General features: G+C 65.2%; 18 protein-coding genes and 1 tRNA gene. 11 read left to right on the forward strand and 8 right to left on the reverse strand.

The window, feature by feature from the left end:
- Window positions 1–3 precede the first annotated feature (3 nt).
- The 5 genes from rfbB to galE all read left to right on the forward strand — a co-directional run bounded on the left by rfbB (window position 4) and on the right by galE (window position 5,350).
- Window positions 4–1,053 carry a dTDP-glucose 4,6-dehydratase gene (gene rfbB, locus HS053_RS15305; protein WP_174212134.1) on the forward strand — a complete coding sequence of 350 codons (1,050 nt, stop codon included), beginning with the start codon at window positions 4–6 and terminating at the stop codon, window positions 1,051–1,053.
- Window positions 1,050–1,904 carry a dTDP-4-dehydrorhamnose reductase gene (rfbD, locus tag HS053_RS15310; protein WP_174212135.1) on the forward strand — a complete coding sequence of 285 codons (855 nt, stop codon included), beginning with the start codon at window positions 1,050–1,052 and terminating at the stop codon, window positions 1,902–1,904. Before rfbB ends, rfbD begins: the two co-directional genes overlap by 4 nt.
- On the forward strand, window positions 1,901–2,779 hold the full coding sequence (gene rfbA, locus HS053_RS15315) for a glucose-1-phosphate thymidylyltransferase RfbA (RefSeq protein WP_174212136.1): 879 nt from the start codon (window positions 1,901–1,903) through the stop codon (window positions 2,777–2,779). Before rfbD ends, rfbA begins: the two co-directional genes overlap by 4 nt.
- A 147-nt stretch (window positions 2,780–2,926) precedes the next feature.
- Complete coding sequence (locus HS053_RS15320; RefSeq protein WP_174212137.1) at window positions 2,927–4,345, forward strand: mannose-1-phosphate guanylyltransferase/mannose-6-phosphate isomerase; 1,419 nt, start codon at window positions 2,927–2,929, stop codon at window positions 4,343–4,345.
- 21 nt (window positions 4,346–4,366) lie between these two features.
- On the forward strand, window positions 4,367–5,350 hold the full coding sequence (galE, locus tag HS053_RS15325; protein WP_174212138.1) for a UDP-glucose 4-epimerase GalE: 984 nt from the start codon (window positions 4,367–4,369) through the stop codon (window positions 5,348–5,350).
- Here galE and HS053_RS15330 read toward each other — a convergent pair.
- From HS053_RS15330 to HS053_RS15355, 6 genes are all read right to left on the reverse strand, one after another.
- Window positions 5,338–6,933, reverse strand: coding sequence for a hypothetical protein (locus HS053_RS15330; RefSeq protein ID WP_174212139.1), 1,596 nt, complete (start codon window positions 6,931–6,933; stop codon window positions 5,338–5,340). The two genes, galE and HS053_RS15330, sit on opposite strands and share 13 nt — an antisense overlap.
- An 84-nt stretch (window positions 6,934–7,017) precedes the next feature.
- Window positions 7,018–7,956 carry a glycosyltransferase family 2 protein gene (locus HS053_RS15335; RefSeq protein WP_347233338.1) on the reverse strand — a complete coding sequence of 313 codons (939 nt, stop codon included), beginning with the start codon at window positions 7,954–7,956 and terminating at the stop codon, window positions 7,018–7,020.
- 164 nt (window positions 7,957–8,120) lie between these two features.
- Window positions 8,121–8,378 (reverse strand): hypothetical protein, encoded by a 258-nt coding sequence (locus tag HS053_RS15340; protein ID WP_174212140.1) that lies wholly within the window; start codon window positions 8,376–8,378, stop codon window positions 8,121–8,123.
- Window positions 8,365–8,691 carry a hypothetical protein gene (locus HS053_RS15345; RefSeq protein WP_174212141.1) on the reverse strand — a complete coding sequence of 109 codons (327 nt, stop codon included), beginning with the start codon at window positions 8,689–8,691 and terminating at the stop codon, window positions 8,365–8,367. The genes HS053_RS15340 and HS053_RS15345 overlap by 14 nt, the downstream gene beginning before the upstream one ends.
- Before the next feature lie 11 nt (window positions 8,692–8,702).
- The gene (locus tag HS053_RS15350) at window positions 8,703–10,292 is read right to left on the reverse strand and encodes a DUF2793 domain-containing protein (RefSeq protein WP_174212142.1); all 1,590 of its coding nucleotides are present in this window, start codon (window positions 10,290–10,292) and stop codon (window positions 8,703–8,705) included.
- Between the two features lie 112 nt (window positions 10,293–10,404).
- Entirely contained in the window at window positions 10,405–11,175 is a 771-nt protein-coding gene (locus HS053_RS15355) for an ABC transporter permease (protein WP_347233339.1), read from the reverse strand.
- Between the two features lie 238 nt (window positions 11,176–11,413).
- Here HS053_RS15355 and HS053_RS15360 point away from each other — a divergent pair, with 238 nt between their 5' ends.
- The 5 genes from HS053_RS15360 (at window position 11,414) to HS053_RS15380 (ending at window position 17,690) form a co-directional block, all read left to right on the forward strand.
- On the forward strand, window positions 11,414–12,547 hold the full coding sequence (locus tag HS053_RS15360; protein WP_347233340.1) for a sugar transporter: 1,134 nt from the start codon (window positions 11,414–11,416) through the stop codon (window positions 12,545–12,547).
- 33 nt (window positions 12,548–12,580) lie between these two features.
- Window positions 12,581–13,252, forward strand: a complete 672-nt coding sequence (locus HS053_RS15365) for an ABC transporter ATP-binding protein (RefSeq protein ID WP_174212144.1) — start codon at window positions 12,581–12,583, stop codon at window positions 13,250–13,252.
- Window positions 13,253–13,397: 145 nt separating this feature from the next.
- A complete protein-coding gene (gene cysD, locus HS053_RS15370; protein ID WP_174212145.1) occupies window positions 13,398–14,324 on the forward strand; it encodes a sulfate adenylyltransferase subunit CysD in 927 nt (308 codons plus the stop codon).
- Window positions 14,324–16,240 (forward strand): sulfate adenylyltransferase subunit CysN, encoded by a 1,917-nt coding sequence (gene cysN, locus HS053_RS15375; protein ID WP_174212146.1) that lies wholly within the window; start codon window positions 14,324–14,326, stop codon window positions 16,238–16,240. Before cysD ends, cysN begins: the two co-directional genes overlap by 1 nt.
- 61 nt (window positions 16,241–16,301) lie before the next feature.
- On the forward strand, window positions 16,302–17,690 hold the full coding sequence (locus HS053_RS15380) for a phosphohexomutase domain-containing protein (protein WP_174212147.1): 1,389 nt from the start codon (window positions 16,302–16,304) through the stop codon (window positions 17,688–17,690).
- Between the two features lie 28 nt (window positions 17,691–17,718).
- Here HS053_RS15380 and HS053_RS15385 read toward each other — a convergent pair.
- A tRNA-Met gene (locus HS053_RS15385) sits at window positions 17,719–17,795 on the reverse strand.
- A gap of 251 nt (window positions 17,796–18,046) precedes the next feature.
- Window positions 18,047–19,009 carry a helix-turn-helix domain-containing protein gene (locus tag HS053_RS15390; protein ID WP_174212148.1) on the reverse strand — a complete coding sequence of 321 codons (963 nt, stop codon included), beginning with the start codon at window positions 19,007–19,009 and terminating at the stop codon, window positions 18,047–18,049.
- A gap of 165 nt (window positions 19,010–19,174) precedes the next feature.
- Between HS053_RS15390 and HS053_RS15395 the strand changes: the two genes are divergently transcribed.
- Window positions 19,175–20,581, forward strand: a complete 1,407-nt coding sequence (locus HS053_RS15395) for an aldehyde dehydrogenase family protein (RefSeq protein ID WP_174212149.1) — start codon at window positions 19,175–19,177, stop codon at window positions 20,579–20,581.
- Window position 20,582 lies beyond the last annotated feature (1 nt).

The following is a 20,582-nucleotide window of genomic DNA, read 5'->3' on the forward strand; positions in this document are numbered from 1 at the left end:
GCCGTGAAAATCCTGATTACGGGCGGTGCTGGGTTCATCGGGTCTGCCGTCGTGCGCCGTGCGATCCGCGACGGGCATTCGGTGGTGAATGTCGATGCGCTGACCTATGCCGCCTGCCTTGAGAATGTCGCCTCGGTGGCGGACTCCCCCGGCTATGCCTTTGAGCAGGCCGATATCCGCGACCGCGCCGCGCTGGACCGCATCTTTGCCGCCCATGACCCCGACGCGGTGATGCATCTGGCCGCCGAAAGCCATGTGGATCGTTCAATCGACGGGCCGGGCACCTTCATTGAGACCAACATCACCGGCACGTTCAACATGCTTGAGGCCGCCCGCGCGCATTGGACGCGCAAGGGCAAGCCGGCCGGGTTCCGTTTTCACCACATCTCGACCGATGAGGTGTTCGGCTCGCTGCCCGCCGATCCTGCGGTGCGCTTCACCGAAGACACGCCCTATGACCCGCGCAGCCCCTATTCGGCCTCCAAGGCCGCGTCCGACCATCTGGTGCGCGCCTGGCACGAAACCTATGGGCTGCCGGTGGTGCTGACCAATTGTTCCAACAATTACGGCCCCTTCCACTTCCCCGAAAAGCTGGTTCCGGTGATCATCCTGAACGCGCTGGCGGGCAAGCCGCTGCCGATCTATGGCAACGGCGCGAATATCCGCGACTGGCTTTATGTCGAGGATCACGCCGAGGCGCTGCTTGTGGTGCTGCAAAAGGGCAAGCTGGGCCGCAGCTACAACATCGGTGGCGAGAATGAGCGGACCAATCTTGAGCTGGTGCGCACGCTCTGCACGATTCTGGACGAGAAACGGCCGCTGAACACCGGCTCCTATGCCGATCAGATCACCTTTGTCGCCGACCGCCCCGGCCATGATGCGCGCTATGCCATCGACCCGGGCCGTATCCGCGCCGAACTGGGCTGGCGCCCCTCGGTCACGGTCGAAGAGGGGCTGGCCCTGACGGTGCAATGGTATCTCGACAATGCCGACTGGTGGCAGCCGCTGCTGGCACGGACCGGCGTGGGCGAACGGCTGGGGGTCAAGGCATGAAGCTGCTGGTTTTCGGCCAGACCGGGCAGGTCGCACGCGAATTGCAGCGCCGCGCCCCCGGGGCCAGCTATCTGGGCCGCGCCGCCGCCGATCTGACAGACCCTGCGGCCTGTGCTGCCGCGCTGCGTGCCGCGCGCCCGGATGCGGTGATCAACGCCGCCGCCTGGACCGCCGTTGACCGCGCCGAAACCGAAGAGGCCGAGGCGACCGTGGTGAACGGCGATGCCCCCGGCGCGATGGCCCTTGCGGCGGCCGATCTGGGCATTCCGCTGGTGCATATCTCGACCGATTACGTCTTTGACGGCGCGGGCACCAAACCTTGGCAACCGAACGATCCTGTTGCCCCCTTGGGCGCCTATGGCCGCAGCAAGCTGGCGGGTGAGGTGGCGGTGCGCGCGGCAGGTGGCGCGCATGTGATCCTGCGCACCTCCTGGGTGTTTTCGGCCCATGGCGCGAATTTCGTCAAGACCATGCTGCGGCTGGGCGCCGACCGCCCGGCCCTGCGGGTGGTGGCCGACCAGATCGGCGGCCCGACCCCGGCAGGCGACATCGCGGCGACCTGCCTGACCTTGGCCACCGCGCTGCGCGATGGTGCGGAAGGCGGCACGCATCATTACGGCGGGGCGCCCGCCACCAGTTGGGCCGGCTTTGCGCGCGAGATTTTCGCCCTTGCCGGGCTGGCGGTGACGGTCGAAGACATCCCGACCGAAGCCTTCCCCACCCCGGCCCGGCGCCCAGCGAATTCGCGGCTGGACGGCAGCACGTTGCAGACGGCTTTCGGTATCGCGCCGCCCGACTGGAAAGCCGGACTGGCCGAGGTGATTGCAGAACTCAAAGGAGCGGGCGCATGACCACCCAGCGCAAGGGCATCATCCTGGCCGGCGGCTCTGGCACGCGGCTGTATCCGATCACCATCGGCGTCTCCAAGCAGCTTATGCCGATCTATGACAAACCGATGATCTATTATCCGCTGTCGGTGCTGATGCTCAGTGGCATTCGTGAAATTGCCATCATCACCACCCCGCAGGATCAGGAGCAGTTCCGCCGCGTGCTGGGCGATGGCAGCAACTGGGGGATCACGCTGACCTATGTGGTGCAGCCGCATCCGGGCGGTCTGGCGCAAGCCTATACCCTGACCGAAGATTTCCTGGCCGGAGCGCCATCCTGCATGGTCTTGGGCGACAACATCTTTTTCGGCCATGGCCTGCCCGAACTTCTGGCCGAGGCGGATGCCAAACCTTCGGGCGGCACGGTTTTCGGCTATCACGTCGCCGACCCGGAACGCTATGGCGTGGTGGCGATGGATGCCACGGGCCGCGTGACGCAGATCATCGAAAAGCCCAAGGTGCCGCCGTCCAGCTATGCCGTGACCGGGCTTTACTTCCTGGACGGGCAGGCGTCCGAGCGGGCGCATCGCGTCAAACCTTCGGAGCGCGGCGAGGTCGAGATCACCAGCCTGCTGGAAATGTATCTTGAGGAAGGCTCGCTTGAGGTCAAGCGCATGGGCCGCGGTTTCGCCTGGCTGGATACCGGCACCCATGGCAGCCTTCTGGACGCGGGCAACTTCGTGCGCACCCTGCAACACCGTCAGGGCCTGCAAACCGGCTGTCTTGAGGAAATCGCCTGGCGGCAGGGCTGGATCGACAGCGAACAACTGGCGGCCCATGCCAAACTGCTGGGCAAGAACGATTATGGCCGCTATCTCGCGGGGTTGCTGCACGGCTAAAGCGTGTCCGGTTCGATCGGTTTGGTTCAAGGTGACCCGGACACGCTCTGGGTCCGCGGCCCCGCTGGACCGGCGCGGCCCATCTGCTAGAAACGGGCAAGCCGGTGGCATCATGCCGCCGGGACAGGCAAAGACGAGGGCCGCGCAATGATCACTCCCGTCCTTCTGTGCGGTGGCTCGGGCACGAGGCTGTGGCCCCTGTCGCGCAAGTCCTATCCCAAGCAGTTCACCCGGCTGACCGGCGATACCTCGTTGTTTCAGGCGTCGGCGCAGCGGCTGGCGGGGCCGGGATTTGCCGCGCCGCTGATCGTGACCAACAGCGATTTCCGCTTTGTGGTGACCGAACAACTGGCTGAGGCCGGGGTAGACCCCGGCGCCATCCTGATCGAACCGGAGGGGCGCAACACCGCCCCGGCAGTTCTGGCGGCAGCGCTGCATCTGGCCGCAATTGACCCCGAAGCGGTGATGCTGGTTGCCCCTTCCGATCACGTCATTCCCGATGCGGCCGCCTTCCGCGCCGCGATTGCCGCCGGGCTGGCCGCGGTGGAGGCGGGGCGGATCGTCACCTTCGGCATCACGCCCGACCGGCCGGAAACCGGCTATGGCTATCTGGAACTGTCGGCGCAGCCCGACGGTTCGGGGGCCCCGGTCGCGCTGACGCGCTTTGTCGAAAAGCCCGACGCCGCGCGGGCGGCAGCGATGCTGGCGGCGGGGTCATATCTGTGGAACTCGGGGATTTTCCTGTTCCGCGTCAAAGACATCCTGACGGCGTTTCAGACCCATGCCCCGGGCCTTGTCGCACCGGTTCAGGCGGCGGTTGCCGAAGCCCGGGTGGATCTGGGTTTTCTGCGGCTGGCGCCCGGCCCCTGGGCACAGGCACAAGACATCTCGATCGACTTTGCGATAATGGAGAAATCCGACCGGCTTTCGGTGGTGCCCTTTGCGGCGGGCTGGTCCGATCTGGGCGGCTGGGATGCGGTCTGGCGCGAGGCCGGGCCGGATGCCGCCGGGGTGGTCACCTCGGCCCATGCCACAGCCATCGACTGCGCCGATACGCTCTTGCGCTCCGAAGCGGAGGGGCTGGAACTGGTGGGCATCGGCCTGCGCGACATCATCGCGGTGGCGATGCCGGATGCGGTTCTGGTGGCCCATATGGACCGGGCGCAGGACGTGAAACGCGCGGTCGAGGTGCTGAAGGCGGCCAAGGCGAAACAGGCGCAGATCTTTCCGCGCGATTTCCGGCCTTGGGGCTGGTTTGAAAGCCTTGTCGTGGGGCGGCGGTTTCAGGTCAAGCGGATCGTGGTGCATCCGGGTGCCGCCCTGAGCCTGCAAAGCCATGTCCACCGCGCCGAACACTGGATCGTGGTGCAGGGCACGGCCAAGGTGACGGTAGATGACGAGGTGCGGCTGGTGACGGAAAACCAGTCGGTCTATATCCCGCTGGGGGCCATCCACCGGATGGAAAACCCCGGCAAGCTGCCGATGGAGCTGATCGAGGTGCAGACCGGCAGCTATCTGGGCGAGGATGACATCATCCGCTACGAAGACATCTACGCCCGCAACTGACGCGGCTTGGGGAGTGTGCGTTTGGACAGGGTTCTTGTCACCGGGGGCGCGGGCTATATCGGCTCGCATGCCTGCAAGGCTTTGAAAGCCGCCGGTTTTCTGCCCGTGACCTTTGACAGTCTGGTGACGGGCTGGCGCGATGCCGTGCGGTTCGGCCCGTTTGAAGAGGGCGACCTTCTGGACCGCGCCCGGCTGGATCAGGTCTTTGCCACCCATCGGCCGGTGGCGGTGATGCATTTCGCCGCCCTCTCTCAGGTCGGCGAAAGCATGAGCGACCCGGGCAGATACTGGCGCAACAATGTTGCCGGTTCGCTGACCCTGATCGAGGCGGCCTGCGCCGCGGGCTGCATGGATTTCGTCTTTTCCTCGACCTGCGCCACCTATGGCGATCAGGACGGCGTGGTGCTGACCGAAGACAGCCCGCAACACCCGATCAACGCCTATGGCGCCTCGAAACGCGCCATCGAGGAAATGCTGCGCGATTTTGAGGTGGCCCATGGGCTGCGCCATGTGATCTTTCGCTATTTCAACGTCGCGGGCGCCGATCCCGAGGCTGAGGTGGGCGAGTTTCATCAGCCGGAAACCCATCTCATCCCGCTGATGCTGGATGCAATCGACGGCAGGCGGGCGGGGCTGACCATCTTCGGCACCGATTACGACACGCCCGACGGCACCTGCATCCGCGACTATGTGCATGTGATGGATCTGGTCGAGGCGCATGTGCTGGGGCTGAACTGGCTGCGCGGCGGCAAGGGCAGCCGGGTGTTCAACCTGGGCACCGGCCACGGCTTTTCGGTGCGCGAGGTCATCGCGCAAAGCGGCGCCGTCACCAACCGCGAAGTGCCCTTCACCGAAGGCGGGCGCCGGGCGGGCGATTGCACAAGACTGGTGTCAGGATCGTCGCGGGCCGAGGCCGAACTGGGCTGGCGCCCGACCCGTTCGACCATGGGGCAGATGATTGCCGATGCCTGGCGCTGGCATCAGAACGGCCATTACGACCGCTGAGGCGGCAGATCGGCGATCAAAAGCGGATTGCGCCGCGCGGTCAGCGCCTCGGGGTTGGCGACGAACCATGCCAGCGTGACGAAATCGGGGCCGGGATTGCGCCCCTCGAACAGACCATGGCGCAGGAAATGTTCGGCCGGGGGCAGCGGGCTGTCGCGCAGGTCGGGATAGGTGGCGCGATACCAGTCGGCGTTGAACAGCGGGTGGCCTGCAACCGCAGCAATCTCTTGCGCCAGCGCCCCGCCCGAGGGGCCATTCCGCCGCCCCAGCCGCCCGCCCTGCGCCAAAAGCCATTCCACCTGCCAGCCGCGCAACTTGACCTGCACAAGGCGCTGGGCATCGCGCCGCGCCGTTTCCGCTTTGAGCTTGTCCAGTTGCGCCCGCGCAGCTTCGGCCGCCTTGGCCTCGGCGGCAAGCCGGGCGGTCAGGCGGGTCTGCTCGGCGATGGCCTGATCGGCCCGGGCGGTGGCTTCGGCTTCGGCCTGACGGGCGGTGTCAAGGGCGCGGGCAGTCCAGTCCACCTCATCGCGCAGGTCGTGAAGCTCGTCAAAATGGCGGATGCGCAGCGCGGCCAGTTCGGCTTCGGCGGCCTGCGCTGCGGCGCGGGCTTCATCTGCGGCGGCCACCTGATCGACGCGGCTGTGCAGATTGGCCGCCTCGGCCCGCGACAGGTGCAGCTCTTCGGTCAGCCGCTCCAGCTCAACCGTCAGGATCTGCGTCTCGCGCAGGCGCAGGAGGTGCCCGTCATCCAGCGCGGTGCGCAGGCGGTCCACCTCGGCGGTGGCCGGATCGCGGGCGGGGGAAGCGGGTTCCACGGGGGCTGCGGCGACCCGCGCCTGCGCCAGATCGCCCTCAAGCCGGTGCAACCGTGCGGCCTGCTCCGCCCCCTCGCCCAGCCGGGCCAACAGTGCCTCCAGCCCCCGCAGCTTCGGCGCGGCGGCAGCGCTGGCCAGTTCCGCCAGAACCGGCGGCGGCTTGGCCCCGGTCAAAACCACGGCAAGCCCACCATGCGCCGCAAAGCGCAGCATGGGAAAGCGCGCCGCCAGCGCCGCATGAAGCGCCCCCTCGGGCCCTTGCAGCAGCAGCACGCCCCGCGGCGAGGTGGCCTGCGCCAGCGTATCGGCCAGCGCCGCAGGCGCCTCATCCGCCGCGGCACTGTCGAGCAGGATCAGATCGAACATATCCGGCGCAAACCGCTTCAATGCCAGCGCCGGATCGGGCACCCGGGCCAGACGCGACATCTCGGCATGGTCGCGGGCATTGCGGGCGCGCAGCGCCTCGGGCACCGACAGGCCGCCGCCCTCATCCTCCCAGCCGCCGAACCCCCAGGCGCGGGCGGACAGGTTCAGCGCATCGCAGGTCCGGCACAGCGTGAAATACTCCGCGGCAGAGCGCAGGCCCAAACCCAGGATCATGCCCGGACGACAGACCTGCACCAGCCAGGACACGAGCGGCCCCTGCCCCGCAAATGCGGTCTTTTCGGCTGCATCCGGCGGCCCGAGCAGCGCCGCGCCAAGCGGGATGCCCTCAAACGAAAATCCGTCCAAAGCAATCTGACCAAAGGCTTCATCGCGGCTGATCATCGGCGTTTCCCGCGGCGTTCAATGACAGAACTTAACGCGGATCGCCGCGCCAGACCAGCCAATAGGCCCTGTGCCCGCCACATCTCACAACCGGCCAAAGAGGCACACCAGATAGAGCGCAACCGTCCCCAACCGCCCCTGCCGGTAGACGCCCGACGCTCGCAGCGCCCGCAGCCGTGCCAGCGCCCCGCCACGGCGGGCGGCAGCGTAATGGTCCATCACCGCCAGCGCCTCATCCGTAAAGCGGTGGCGCGAGGCATCCAGCGCGCGCAGGTTCACATCGTTCCATGCCGCAAAACGCCGCCCCAGGATAAAGCGGATACGAAACAGCCGCCCCCGCATCGAGGTATTCGCCCCGATCGCATTGCCGCCATGCTGACGGTAATGCAGCACTGGCTCGGGGTCGCGCAGGATGCTGCCGCCACAGGCGCTGAGAATCTGATAAAGCCACCAGTCATGCGAGGCGGAATCCTCGGCCTCATCCAGCGCCGCCCGCACCAGCCGCAGCGCGGCGGCATTCATCACCATGGTATTGCCCCCGCCCACCGACTGCACCAGCGCATTGCGAAAGCTCACCGGCCGCTGCAACAGCGGCGAGACGCGCAGGGGTTGCAGCGCCTCGTCGCAGACAAGGCTGCGGGCGCAGTAAAGGCCCGGCTGCCCCTCGGGCAGGGCGGCAAGCGCCGTCAGCGCCCGCTCCAGCTTGTCGGGGAACCAGACATCATCCTGATCGGACAGGGCGGCAAAGGGTGCTTCTTCGGGCACCTGACGCAAAAGGTGAAAGAAGTTGCGCACAAAACCCAGACGCGGCCCGGCCAGAACCGTGACCTCATGGCGCTGCGGCATCTCGCACCAGCGACGGGCAAAGGCCGACAGCAGATCAAGGCTGCCATCGGTCGAACCGTCATCGGAAACGATCAGATCCCAGTCGCCCCGGGTTTGCGCCTCAAAGCTCTGCAATTGTTCGGCAAGATGGGCTGCGCCGTTGTAAACCGCCATCAGCACAAGGCCCCGGCGCGCCACGTCTGCAACCGGCGGTCCGGCCACAGGACGCGCCCGGTGCGTCAAGACTGCACCCTGATCCGCCGCCACCGCTGCCACCCGCCCTTACACTCTGCCTGTTTCGGACCTAGCATTGAAGGGGCCGAAAGAAAACCACCCCAAAAGACAGCCTGGGGGGCTTCCGCCTATCCGGGCTGAGGCGCGGGCAGTTCTGCATCAAAAAGCGCCGCTCGCAGCAGGCTGACATCGGCGCGCGCAGCCTTGCGCGCCGTGCGCACCTCCTCGGCCACCGCTGGGCCACCCTCCGCCTCACGAATGACCATCCAGTCGGTTTCGGCCAGACGGGCAAGTGCTGCGGCAAGCGCCGCTTCGGTGGCTGCGCGCCGCTCGGCCTCGGCCCGGGCCTCGGCGGTGATCAGGCGGGCGAAGTCAATTCTGGGCATCGGCGGTCTCCTTGGCATGGGCGCTGCCCGGCAGGGTCACCGGACCATCGGCGGTCAGCAGAAGAGGCGCGGGAAACACCGCCTCGGGTGGCGCATCGGCGCCGTGCGGCAGGATCAGCGTCAGCCGCAATTGCCCGCCCTCGCGCGTCACATCCGAGGCAAGCCAGACACAGTCCACCGCGTCCCGCGGCAGGATCGCGCCTTCGGGCAGCGGGGCAAAATCATAGTCAAGACCGTTGATGGTCAGAACATCGCCACGGCGCGACAGGATCAGCCCGTCATCGCGGCGCATCGGGGTCAGGGTAATGTGCATCTGTCTTGTCCTCAGAACCAGCGACCGACCGCGACAATCGCGGCGGTGCGGGCCGTGCCATCCGTTGTTGCCGAGAAGTTCCGCACCACGACATCCAGCGTCGTGGGCGCCGACACCCCCAGCCATTGAACGCCCCATGTGACCGACCCCATGACATAGGGCGCCGCCACGAATTCCGAAGGAAAGGTCCATGTCGCGCTGGCATTGCCCCGGAAAATCGAGCCGGTCGCTTGATTTGCTGCGGCAAGGGCCACGGTGCCGGTGCAGATCAGCGTGCCATCGGCAAGGCGCAGGTATTCGCCATTGGCGTTGCTGCCCCGCTCGATCACGGCTCCGGTGGGAATGCCCGCCGATTGGGTGACCGGCCCAAGGATATTGCCCTTGCGATAAAGGGTGGCATCCAGTTGCGCCGCCCCGGCACCGACCACCAGCGCCCGGCCCGCCGTGGTATCGCTGGCGCCCGTGACAAGGGTTGCTGTGGCGGCATTCCCAAGACCAAGGGTGCCGCGGGCGGTGGTGGCGTCGGCATCATCCATCAGCGACCGGGCAAAGCCGGTGAACGCCGCCAGCCCCGCCGTTCCCGACCCGGTGAAATAGGGCAGTTGGTCCGCCGCCGAGACCAGCCCGGCAAGGGCCGCCAGCTCGGCATCCTGCGCCTGCACATGGGTTCCGATCACAAGGCCCAGATTGTTGCGCGCCGTGGCCGCATCCGTGCCGCCCGTGCCGCCGCGATTGACCGGCAGCGCGCCGGTCGTGGCATTGGCCTGCGCCAGATTGACCGCCCCAAAGGCCAGCGCCGTGCCCGAACGGCGCAACACCTGATGATCGGCCCCGGCGGCGATATCGTCCAGCGCACCCGCCGCATTGCCGGCCCGGCCCAGCACGCTCAGACCCGCGCCATTGGCCAGCGCCGCCTTCGGCACCGAAGCCGCCGGCAGGCTCAGGGAACCGCCAACGCTCAAGCCCCCCGCCAGCGTGACCACCCCGGTCGCCCCGGCGATGTCGAGGGCGGTGGCCCAGACCACACCATCGGCGCTGACCTTGAGCGCGAAATTATCGGTGCCGGCCAGCCCCATTTCCGCCCGGCCGGACCAGTTCGACTGAAACAGCAGGCTCGCGGTGGCGGCGGAGGCGGCCTTGTTCACCGTCAGGCGATGATCGCTGCCCGCATGACTAAGCAGCGTGGCACCGGCCGAGACCGACAGGCGGTTGGTGGCATCCGATGTTGTGCCCACACCCAGCCCGGCAAGATTTTGCAACAAGGGCTGCCACTGTCCGGCCCGCAGCAGCCGGAATTGGTCAGCCGCCGCATCATGAGTCAGCCAGCCGGTCCTTGGCGTCACGAAAAGCCAGCCCCCGGCGCGAAACACCGCCAGCTTGCCCCCCTGCCCGGCCCATGCGCCGGTCGGGGCCGCCCCCAGCGCATAGATCGCCCCCTCGGCCGGACTGCCCGGCGGGGTCAGCGCCTCGAACGCCAGCACCGACATCTGCACGATGCCATCGAGAATCTGCAGCGCTTCGTTATGGGTGACATGCTTTTGTGCTTGGGCGGGCATCAGATAGGGCAGGTCGAGACGGCTCGATCGCTCCAAGTCCGGCATCGGTTGATCCTTTCGCCACGGAAGACTGGTCGGCCCTGTCTTAGAACCGCCCGGATAACCGAGACTGAAAGGCGCGCACGCGCCGCTTGGGATCTGTTAACCCGGCAACAACTTATTTCAGAACGATATCCTTGTGATACCGGCGCAGGAACAACAGCCCCAGAAGCGACAGCCCGATGGACAGCCCAAAGACGTAAAGCGGGCTGACATAAACCGCGTCATAGGTCGAAAACAGACCCTTGCGCATCTCGCTGGTGCAATGCAGCACCGGGTTCCACAACAGATATTCCCTGATCTGCCACGGCAGCGACTCGGGAATGAACATGACGCCCGACAGGATGAACATCGGCCGGTTCAGCACGGCCCAGGCCCGTTCCCACAAGGGATAGCTGGTGATCAGAAAACAGTTCATCAGCCCGACGCCCAGGCCGATGGCAATGGTCATCGACACCGCCAGAAAGATCGAGGGCCAGCGGATGATCGGGTTCAGGTGATAGCCATAGATCACCCCGGCAAAGATCAGGATCATGATCAGAAGCTGCGTCATCGCGTTCAGCACGAACCGCGCCGCCAGCGTGTCGATATAGGTCACCGCCGGATATTCCAGCAGCGCCTTCGAGAAGCGCACGGACGAGGCTGTCACCCCGCTCACGATATTGTAAAGTTGCAGCGGCAACAGGCCGCCGGCAAAGTAATACATGAAATTGGTGCCCAGCGCGGGTGTCCGGCTCAGAAAGCCGAAAATCACGCTCAGCAGCGCAAGCCCCGCAATCGGCTCGACAATCGCCCAGATGTATCCCCCGGGAGAGCGGCCGTAGGTCGTGGTCATCTCGCGCAGGATCAGGGCGGAAAATGAGCGTAGAAAGCGGAATCTCGGCCCCACCGGGCGTTGAGCTGCCGGAATTTGCATGTTTGGCGCACTTCGTATTGCATCTGGAACAGAAGCGTTCCACTCGCTATGAGAGAATACAGTTTGACGCCGGAATTGAAAGGCAGTGGTTATCTTGTCCTCCGAGCCCGACAAACCCGCGGCACCCGTCCCACCGGCTGCCGCAGCCGTCTCCCCGCCACCCGCTGCCCCCGCCGTGCCCCCCCGCCCCGCGGCTGCTGCCAAGCCACGCGTGCCCAAGATCCCCAAACCGGCCGGTCTGGCCCGACTGAAAACCCGTCACAAGCTGGCCATGCTCAGTTTCGCCGGCTTCGTCGGGCTGCCGGTTCTGCTGATGACGGCCTATCTCTATATTTTTGCCGCCGATCAGTATGCTTCGACCGTTGGCTTTACCGTGCGCACCGAAGAATCCGGCTCGGCCATGGAGATTCTGGGCGGCCTGACCAAGCTTTCGACGGCCAGTTCATCCGACACCGACATCCTCTACAAATTCATCCAGAGTCAGGAACTGGTTCTGGCGATGGACGAGTCGCTGGACCTGCACAAGCTTTATGGCAAGCCGCGCTTCGATCCGGTCTTCCGTCTGTCCGAGAATGCCAGCATCGAAGAAACCGTGTCTTACTGGAAAAAGATGGTGCGGATTTACTACGATCCCGGCATCGGCCTGATGGAGATCGAGGTGCGCGCCTTTGATCCCGCCGATGCCAAGGCCATTGCGGTTGACATTTTTGCCCGTTCGACCGCGCGGATCAACGAGCTTTCCGCCATCGCCCGCGCCGACACCATGCGCTATGCCCGCGACGAGCTGGACACCGCCGTCGAACGGCTGAAAGAGGCGCGGCAGGCGCTGACATTGTTCCGCAACGAAACCCAGATCGTCGATCCAAGCGCCGACATTCAGGGCCAGATGGGGTTGCTGACCTCGCTCAACACCCAGCTTGCGACGGCGCTGATCGAATTGGACATCCTGATCGAGACCACCCGCGAAACCGATCCGCGGATGGAACAGACGCGGCGCAAGATCGCCGTGATCGAACGCCGCATCGCGGACGAGCGCGAAAAGCTGGGCGTGGGTCAGGGCCGCGACGGCAAGGCTTATGCCGATCTGGTCGGCACCTTTGAAAGCCTGCAAGTCGATCTGAACTTTGCAGAAAAGGCATATATATCCGCGCTTTCTGCCTATGACACCGCCGTCGCCGAAGCCCGCCGGCAAAGCCGATATCTGGCCGCCTATGTCGAACCGACGCTGGCCCAGACCCCGCTTTACCCGCAACGCATGGTCATCATTCTGGTCGGCGGCTTTGTGATCTTTGGCCTGTGGTCCATCTGCCTGCTGATCTACTACAGCCTGCACGACAGACGCTGATCGGGCACGGCGGCGAAAGACGGGAACGGCCGGATGATCAAACTCGAGAATGTCTGGAAGACCTTCTACGTTCAGGGCAACGCGCGTGTCGTGGCGCGCGATATCTCGGTCACCTTTCCCAAAGGCCGGTCCATCGGCCTTCTGGGCCGCAACGGCGCCGGGAAATCGACGCTGTTGCGCCTGATCTCGGGGGCGATGGACCCGGACCGGGGCAAGATCACCATCGACGGCACCCTGTCCTGGCCCGTCGGTTTCTCGGGCAGTTTCCACCGAGACCTGACGGGGGCACAGAACGCGCGCTTCGTTGCACGGGTCTACGGAGTGGATACCGACGAATTGCTGGCCTTCGTCGCGGATTTCTCGGAACTGGGCAAACAGTTCTACCAGCCGGTCAACACCTATTCCTCGGGCATGAAATCACGGCTGGCCTTTGGCATTTCCATGGGCATCCACTTTGACATGTATCTGATCGACGAGGTGACCGCCGTCGGCGACGCCGCCTTTCAGGCCAAAAGCGAAGCCATCCTGCAGGACCGGATGAAGACCAGCGGCTCGATCTTCATCACCCATTCGCTCGACTCGGTGCGGCGCATCTGTTCGGGCGTGGGCATACTTGAGGACGGCAAACTGACCTATTTCGACGATGTGAACGAGGGGCTGGAGTTCCACAAGGAAAACATGAAGCGCCGCAGCGACGAGGTCTGACGCCCGGCGACGCGCCCGTAATCCAAGCAACGCCGCCGCAGTCACACATAGTTTTGCCAAAGGCGGTGTGCGAAAGGCCGCTCGGTTCTTGGATTCCGCCGGAAAACCTGCAAAAGGTGCCCGCGTAACAGGAAAGCCCGCCACGATGCCCCAATCCTTACCCGCCTTCGATTCCGCGACCCTGACCCACCTGCAGCGGCTTGAGGCCGAGAGCATCCACATCATGCGCGAAGTGGTTGCCAATGCCGAGAACCCGGTGATGCTCTATTCGGTGGGCAAGGACAGCGCCACCATGCTGCATCTGGCCAAGAAGGCGTTTTACCCGGCGCCGCCGCCCTTTCCGCTCTTGCATGTCGATACAACGTGGAAGTTCCGCGCCATGTATGACCTGCGCGACAAGGCGGCCAAGGATGCCGGGATGGACCTTCTGGTGCATCACAATCCCGAAGCCATGGAAAAGGGCATCAACCCCTTCGACCATGGCGGCCTGCATACCGACATGTGGAAGACCGAGGGTCTGAAACAGGCGCTGACCAAATATAACTTCGACGTGGCCTTCGGCGGTGCCCGCCGGGACGAGGAGAAATCCCGTGCCAAGGAACGGGTCTTTTCCTTCCGCTCGGCCAATCACCGCTGGGATCCCAAGAACCAGCGGCCGGAATTGTGGAAGCTTTACAACACCCGCAAGGCCAAGACCGAAAGCATCCGCGTCTTCCCGATCTCCAACTGGACCGAGCTGGACATCTGGCAATACATCCATCTCGAAGGCATCGAAATCGTGCCGCTCTACTTCTCGGAACCGCGTCCGGTCGTGGAACGTGACGGGCTGCTGATCATGGTGGATGACGACCGCTTCCGCCTGCGGCCCGGCGAAGTGCCGCAGATGAAATCCATCCGCTTCCGCACGCTGGGCTGCTATCCCCTTACCGGCGCTGTCGAATCCGAGGCGACCACCCTGCCCGAGGTCATTCAGGAAATGCTCCTGACCACCACCTCGGAACGGCAGGGCCGGGCGATTGACCATGACCAGTCCGCCTCGATGGAGAAGAAGAAGCAAGAGGGGTATTTCTGATGACCGCCGAAACGAAAGATCCCGTCTACGTCACCGATGCCCTGATCGCCGAGGATATCGACGCCTATCTTCTGAAGCATCAGCACAAGACCATGCTGCGTTTCATCACCTGCGGCTCGGTCGATGACGGCAAGTCCACGCTGATCGGACGGCTGCTCTACGATACCAAGATGATCTTCGAAGATCAGCTTGCCAGCCTTGAACATGACAGCAAGGCGGTCGGCACCCAGGGCGGCGAAATCGACTTTGCCCTTCTGGTCGATGGTCTGGCGGCCGAGCGGGAACAGGGCATTACCATTGATGTGGCCTACCGTTTCTTTGCCACCGACAAGCGCAAGTTCATCGTGGCCGACACCCCCGGCCATGAACAATATACCCGCAACATGGTCACCGGCGCCTCGACCGCCGACCTTGCGGTGATCCTGATCGACGCGCGGCAGGGCGTGCTGACCCAGACCCGGCGGCACAGCTATCTGGTCAACCTTCTGGGCATCCGCAACATCGTGCTTGCGGTGAACAAGATGGACCTCGTGGGCTATTCGCAGGAACGCTTTTACGAGATCGTCAAGGATTATGCCCATTTCGCCAAGCAGATCGGCATGGAAAGCTTCCTGCCGATCCCGATTTCGGGGCTGCGCGGCGACAATATGGTGACCAAAAGCCCGGAAATGCCCTGGTATCAGGGGCCCAGCCTGCTGCAACATCTGGAAGAAGCGCCGATCAACGACAGCCGGATGATCGACAAACCCTTCCGCATGGCGGTGCAATGGGTCAACCGGCCCAATCTGGATTTCCGCGGCTTTGCCGGCCAGATCGGCGCTGGCGTGGTGCGCCCCGGCGATGCCATCCGCGTGCTGCCCTCGGGCAAGACCACCACGGTCAAATCCATCGTCACCTTCGACGGCGATTTGGAACAGGCGATTGCCGGCCAGTCCGTTACCCTGACCTTCGACGACGAAGTGGATTGCTCGCGCGGCGATGTCATCACCCGCGCCGATGCCCCCTGCGAAGTCGCCGACCAGTTCGAGGCCGCGCTGGTCTGGATGGACGAGCATGAAATGCTGCCGGGGCGGCCCTATCTCTTGAAGATCGGCACGCAGACGGTGACGGCGACCGTGACGGAACCCAAGTATGAGGTGAACGTCAACACGCTGGAACATCTGGCCTCGCGCACGCTGGGGCTGAATGCGATCGGCGTGGTCAACATCTCGACCGACCGGCCCATCCCGTTCGAAGCCTATGCCGACAACCCCGATCTGGGCGGTTTCATCCTGATCGACCGGATGAGCAATGCCACCGTGGCGGCGGGCCTGATCCATTTCGCCCTGCGCCGCAGCCAGAACATCCACTGGCAGGCCGTTGACATCAACCGCGAGGCCCATGCCGCGCAGAAGAACCAGACCGCCCGCGTGGTCTGGTTCACCGGGCTTTCTGGTTCGGGCAAATCCACCATCGCCAATCTGGTGGAGAAAAAGCTGCATGCCATGGGCAAGCACACTTTCCTGCTGGACGGCGACAACGTGCGTCATGGCCTCAACCGCGACCTCGGCTTTACCGATGCCGACCGGGTGGAGAACATCCGCCGCGTGGGCGAAGTGGCCCGCCTGATGACCGACGCCGGGCTGATCGTGCTGACCGCCTTCATCTCTCCCTTCCGGTCTGAACGGCGGATGGTGCGCGAGCTGATGGCGCCGGGCGAGTTCATCGAGGTGCATGTCAACACCCCGCTGGACGTGGCCGAGGCACGCGACGTGAAGGGTCTCTACAAAAAGGCGCGTTCGGGCCAGTTGAAGAACTTCACCGGCATCGACAGCCCCTATGAGGCGCCCGAAGCGGCCGAGATCACCGTGAACACGGTCGAGCTTTCCGCCGAAGACGCCGCCGATCAGGTCATCGCCGCGATCCTGTCGCGCTGAGTGCCGTCGCCGCCCGGGCCATTTGGCGCGGGCGGCGGCATGAACCCCGGGGAACGGCATCATGGCGCCCAAATTCGGCACAAGCGGGCTGCGCGGGCTGGTGGTGGAACTGACGCCCGATCTGGTGGCCGACCATATCCGCGCCTTCCTTGCCGCCTGCCCCACTGGCACCGGCCTCTGGGTTGGCCGCGACCTGCGGCCCTCTTCACCCGATCTTGCGGCAGTCGTGCTGCAAGCGGCCCGCGCCGCCGGGCTGACGACCGTCGATTGCGGCGCCGTGCCGACCCCTGCCCTTGCGCTGGCCGCGATGAATGCCGGGGCGGCGGCGGTCATGGTGACCGGCAGCCATATTCCCGCCGACCGCAACGGGTTGAAATTCTATCTGCCCGGCGGCGAGATCACCAAGGCGGATGAGGCTGCGATCCTTGCGGCACTTGGCACCCCGGTCGCACCGGCACCGCCGGGGCCGCCGACCCGGCTGCATTCCACCGCCGGCAGCGATTGGGTGGCGCGCTATGTCACCGCTTTTGGCACAAATGCGCTGGCCGGTCTGCGTCTGGGCATCTGGAGCCACAGCGCCGTCAGCCGCGACCTGCTCGTCGTCGCCGTCACCGCCATGGGGGCCGAAGCGGTCGAGCTCGGCCGGTCCGATATCTTCATTCCCGTCGATACCGAGGCCGTCCCTGCCGCCACCCGCGCCCAACTGGCGGCTTGGGCGGCGGCGTCCGGGCTGGACGCTGTTCTGTCTACCGATGGCGATGGCGACCGCCCGCTTTTGACCGATGCCACGGGGCGGGTGATTCCCGGCGATGTTCTGGGCCAGATCACCGCTGCCGTTCTGGGGGCCGATACGGTCGTCACGCCCGTCAGTTCAAACAGCGGGGTCGAGGTTTCGGGCCGCTTTGCCCGGGTGATCCGCACAAGGATCGGCTCTCCCTTCGTGATTGCCGCGATGGAGGCCGCCGCCCCGGCCCGGGTCGTGGGCTATGAGGCGAACGGTGGTTTCCTGCTCGGCTTTGCCGCAGAAGGCCCCGCCGGGCCGTTGCCCCCGCTGGCCACCCGCGACAGCCTGTTGCCGCTGCTGGCCCCCCTGTCGCGCGCTCGGGCCGCAGGCGGGCTTGCGGCGCTGGTCGCCGCCGAGCCGCCCCGCTTCACCGCCAGCGACCGGCTTGAGGATATTCCGGTCACCCGGTCACAGGCCCTGATCGCCGGGTTCGAGGCAGATGGAACCCGGCTTGACGGCTTTCTCGCCGCATTGGGCGAAGGTCTGGCCACCATCGACCACACCGACGGGCTGCGCGTGACGCTGCGATCGGGCCGCGTGGTGCATATGCGCCCCTCGGGCAACGCCCCCGAGTTCCGTCTCTATGCCGAAGCCGAAGCACCGGAACTGGCGGCGGGCCTTCTGGCGCAAGGGCTGACCCTGCTCCGCAGCCATTTGGCCGCCTGAGGCAAGTGTCAATCGACAGGTTGGGAAGTGGTGGCGAGGGGGGGACTCGAACCCCCGACCCCATGATTATGAGTCATGTGCTCTAACCAGCTGAGCTACCTAGCCACTGGCGCGGTGATTATGGCGGGCGCCCGGGGGCGTCAAGGGGAAAAGCGCGGGTTTGCTTGCGACAGGGACCGCCCTCGGGGGCATCGAGCCCCCTCGGCCGGGCTGCCGTCGAACACCGGCAAGGCACAGTTCCATGCCGATCATGGCCGCAAGGCAGATGCTGGCGCGGCAGGAGCGGCGGGCTGGTTTGCGCCTATGCCGCCATTCGGATCGGGCGCGGTGTATGTCAGACGGCGTAGGCCACGGGATCAGTCCTCACATTCGGCGCCAATTGCATAGCCGCGGGGGCTGGTCCCGAAAGCCTTGCGAAAGCAGCGCTGGAAATAGCTGAGGTCGGAAAAGCCGGCCTCATAGGCGATGGAGGAGATCAGATCGTCGCGCCGTCCGGCGCGGCGGTCGTCGATGCCGCGCCGGGCATGTTCGATCCGTTTCATCAACAAATACTTGGTTGGCGTAGAGCCGATGGCCGTGAAGCCGCGCTGCAACTGGCGCAGCGACATGCCGAGGTCGTCGGCAATATCCTGGATGGTCAGTTCGGGATTGCGGAAATGCGCGTCAATATAGGCTTGGCCCTGGGCAAGCGCATGCGCCCCGGAAAGGTCGCTGTCCACACCGGAAAAGCCATCGCTGCCGGAGCGTTCGTGCAGGGTCGCCCCGATCAAGCCGAACATCGCTTCCCGCAGGTGAAGATCGGCACTCGGGTTTCCGGTGCGGGCGAAGACCTTGCCCAGAACGGCGCAGAGCGCCAGCGTGGTCGGATCGTGCCGGGGCAGGCTGATGCCGCCGCGGATCAGGTCATAGCCAAAGCGGGCATGCATCTCGCCCCGCGGCAAATGCAGGGAAAGTTGCCGGTTGTAGCTGCCAAAGAAGGTGAACTCGGACGGACAGGCGCTGTCGATCAGCACCATGTCACCGGGGTTGAGCAAATAGGCGCTGTCGTTCTGGCTCATCAGCGCGCGACCCTCTTCCTGCAGGATCAGAAAGTAATTCTCGCTCGCGTCCTTCTGGATCTGTCGGCTGGTGCGGAAGACCTGCTGCAGGTCGCAGGCGACATGCGCGATTTCCAGACCGGCGCGCTCTTCGCGCAGAATGCCACCCCGCAGCCGCCGGCGCGTATCGGTCGGGCGGATGTCGAACGAACCGCAGATCCGGTGCAGATCGGCGTGGAACTGGTCAACCGGAAGGTCCGAGGTGTGCAGAGGGATCAGCATGGCGGCATCATGCGGCATCGGCCTGCCGTGCTGCAAATGCAAAAACTGAACATGTGAAATATTTCCGCTTCTGTCGCCTGAGTCCGCTTTTTCGGTCGTCCCAGTCCAAGAATGCTGCGGCCAACCTGCTGCAAGCTTTCGCCAAGGATAACGAGGGAGGAGACCATGCTGGATTTCAGCATGACCATCGGCGGCCGCAAGGTTGCCGGTATGGAACGCTTTGCCGTATACAACCCGGCGACGGGTGCGGTGGTGGGACATGCGCCCAATGCAAGCCCGGCTGATCTGGATGACGCCGTGGCCGCCGCCCGCGCGGCCTTTCCGGCCTGGGCCGCCCTTCCGGACGCGGCCCGCGCAGCGGCCTGCGCCGCCTTGGCGGCAAAGCTCGGGGAACAAGCCGAAGAGATCGCCCGGCTGATCACGCTTGAACAAGGCAAGCCGCTTGGCGCCTTGGGGTCGCGCTTCGAGATGGGCGGCGCGCAGGCTTGGGCCGGGTATACCGCTGGCCTGTCCTTGCCCGTCAAGGTGATCCAGGACGACAATACCGGCCGGGTGGAGCTGCACCGCAAACCGATCGGTGTGGTGGGCTCGATCACGCCGTGGAACTGGCCGGTGATGATCGCCATATGGCACATCCTGCCGGCATTGCGGGCGGGCAACACGGTGGTCATCAAGCCGTCGCCCTACACGCCGCTCTCGACGCTACGGGCGGTCGAGGTGATGAATGGCGTCCTGCCGGCCGGCGTGCTGAACGTGATCACCAGCGACGACCAACTGGCCAATATCGGCGCCGCCATGAGCGGGCATGAGGGGATCGGCAAGATCGTGTTCACCGGCTCCTGTGCGACCGGCGAGCGGGTCATGGCCACGGCCGCCCGCACGATGAAGCGGCTGACGCTGGAGCTGGGCGGCAACGACGCGGGCATCGTGCTGCCGGACTGTGACCCGGCGGTCCTAGCCGAAGGGCTGTTCTGGGGCGCCTTCATCAACAATGGTCAGACCTGCGCGGCGATGAAGCGGCTTTATGTCCATGACAGCATCCACGACGCGGTCTGCGACGCGCTGGTGGCCTTTGCCCGTGGCGTGAAGGTCGGCAACGGGATGGACGAAGCATCGGTGCTGGGGCCGGTGAACAACCGGATGCAGCATGACAAAGTCTCGCGTCTTGTGGCGGATGCGACGCAGACGGGGCGGGTTCTGCTGGGCGGCGCGCCAGATGATGGGCTGTTCTTCCCCATCACGCTGGTCGCGGACCTGCCGGAGGACGCGCCACTGATCCGCGAAGAGCAGTTCGGTCCGGCTTTGCCGATCATCCGCTATACCGAGGTCGAAGAGGCGATTGCCGCCGCCAATGCCAGCGAAAACGGGCTCGGCGGCTCGGTCTGGTCGCGCGACATCGGCCGGGCGAAAGAGATCGCGCTGAGGCTGGAATGCGGGTCCGCCTGGATCAACCGGCACGGCGCAATCCAGCCGAACGCACCGTTCGGCGGGGTCAAACGGTCAGGCATCGGCCGCGAATTCGGCGAAGAGGGCCTTGCCGAGATGACCGACATGCAAACGCTGTTCTGCTGAG

Source organism: Tabrizicola fusiformis (assembly GCF_013328815.1).
GTDB lineage: Bacteria > Pseudomonadota > Alphaproteobacteria > Rhodobacterales > Rhodobacteraceae > Fuscibacter.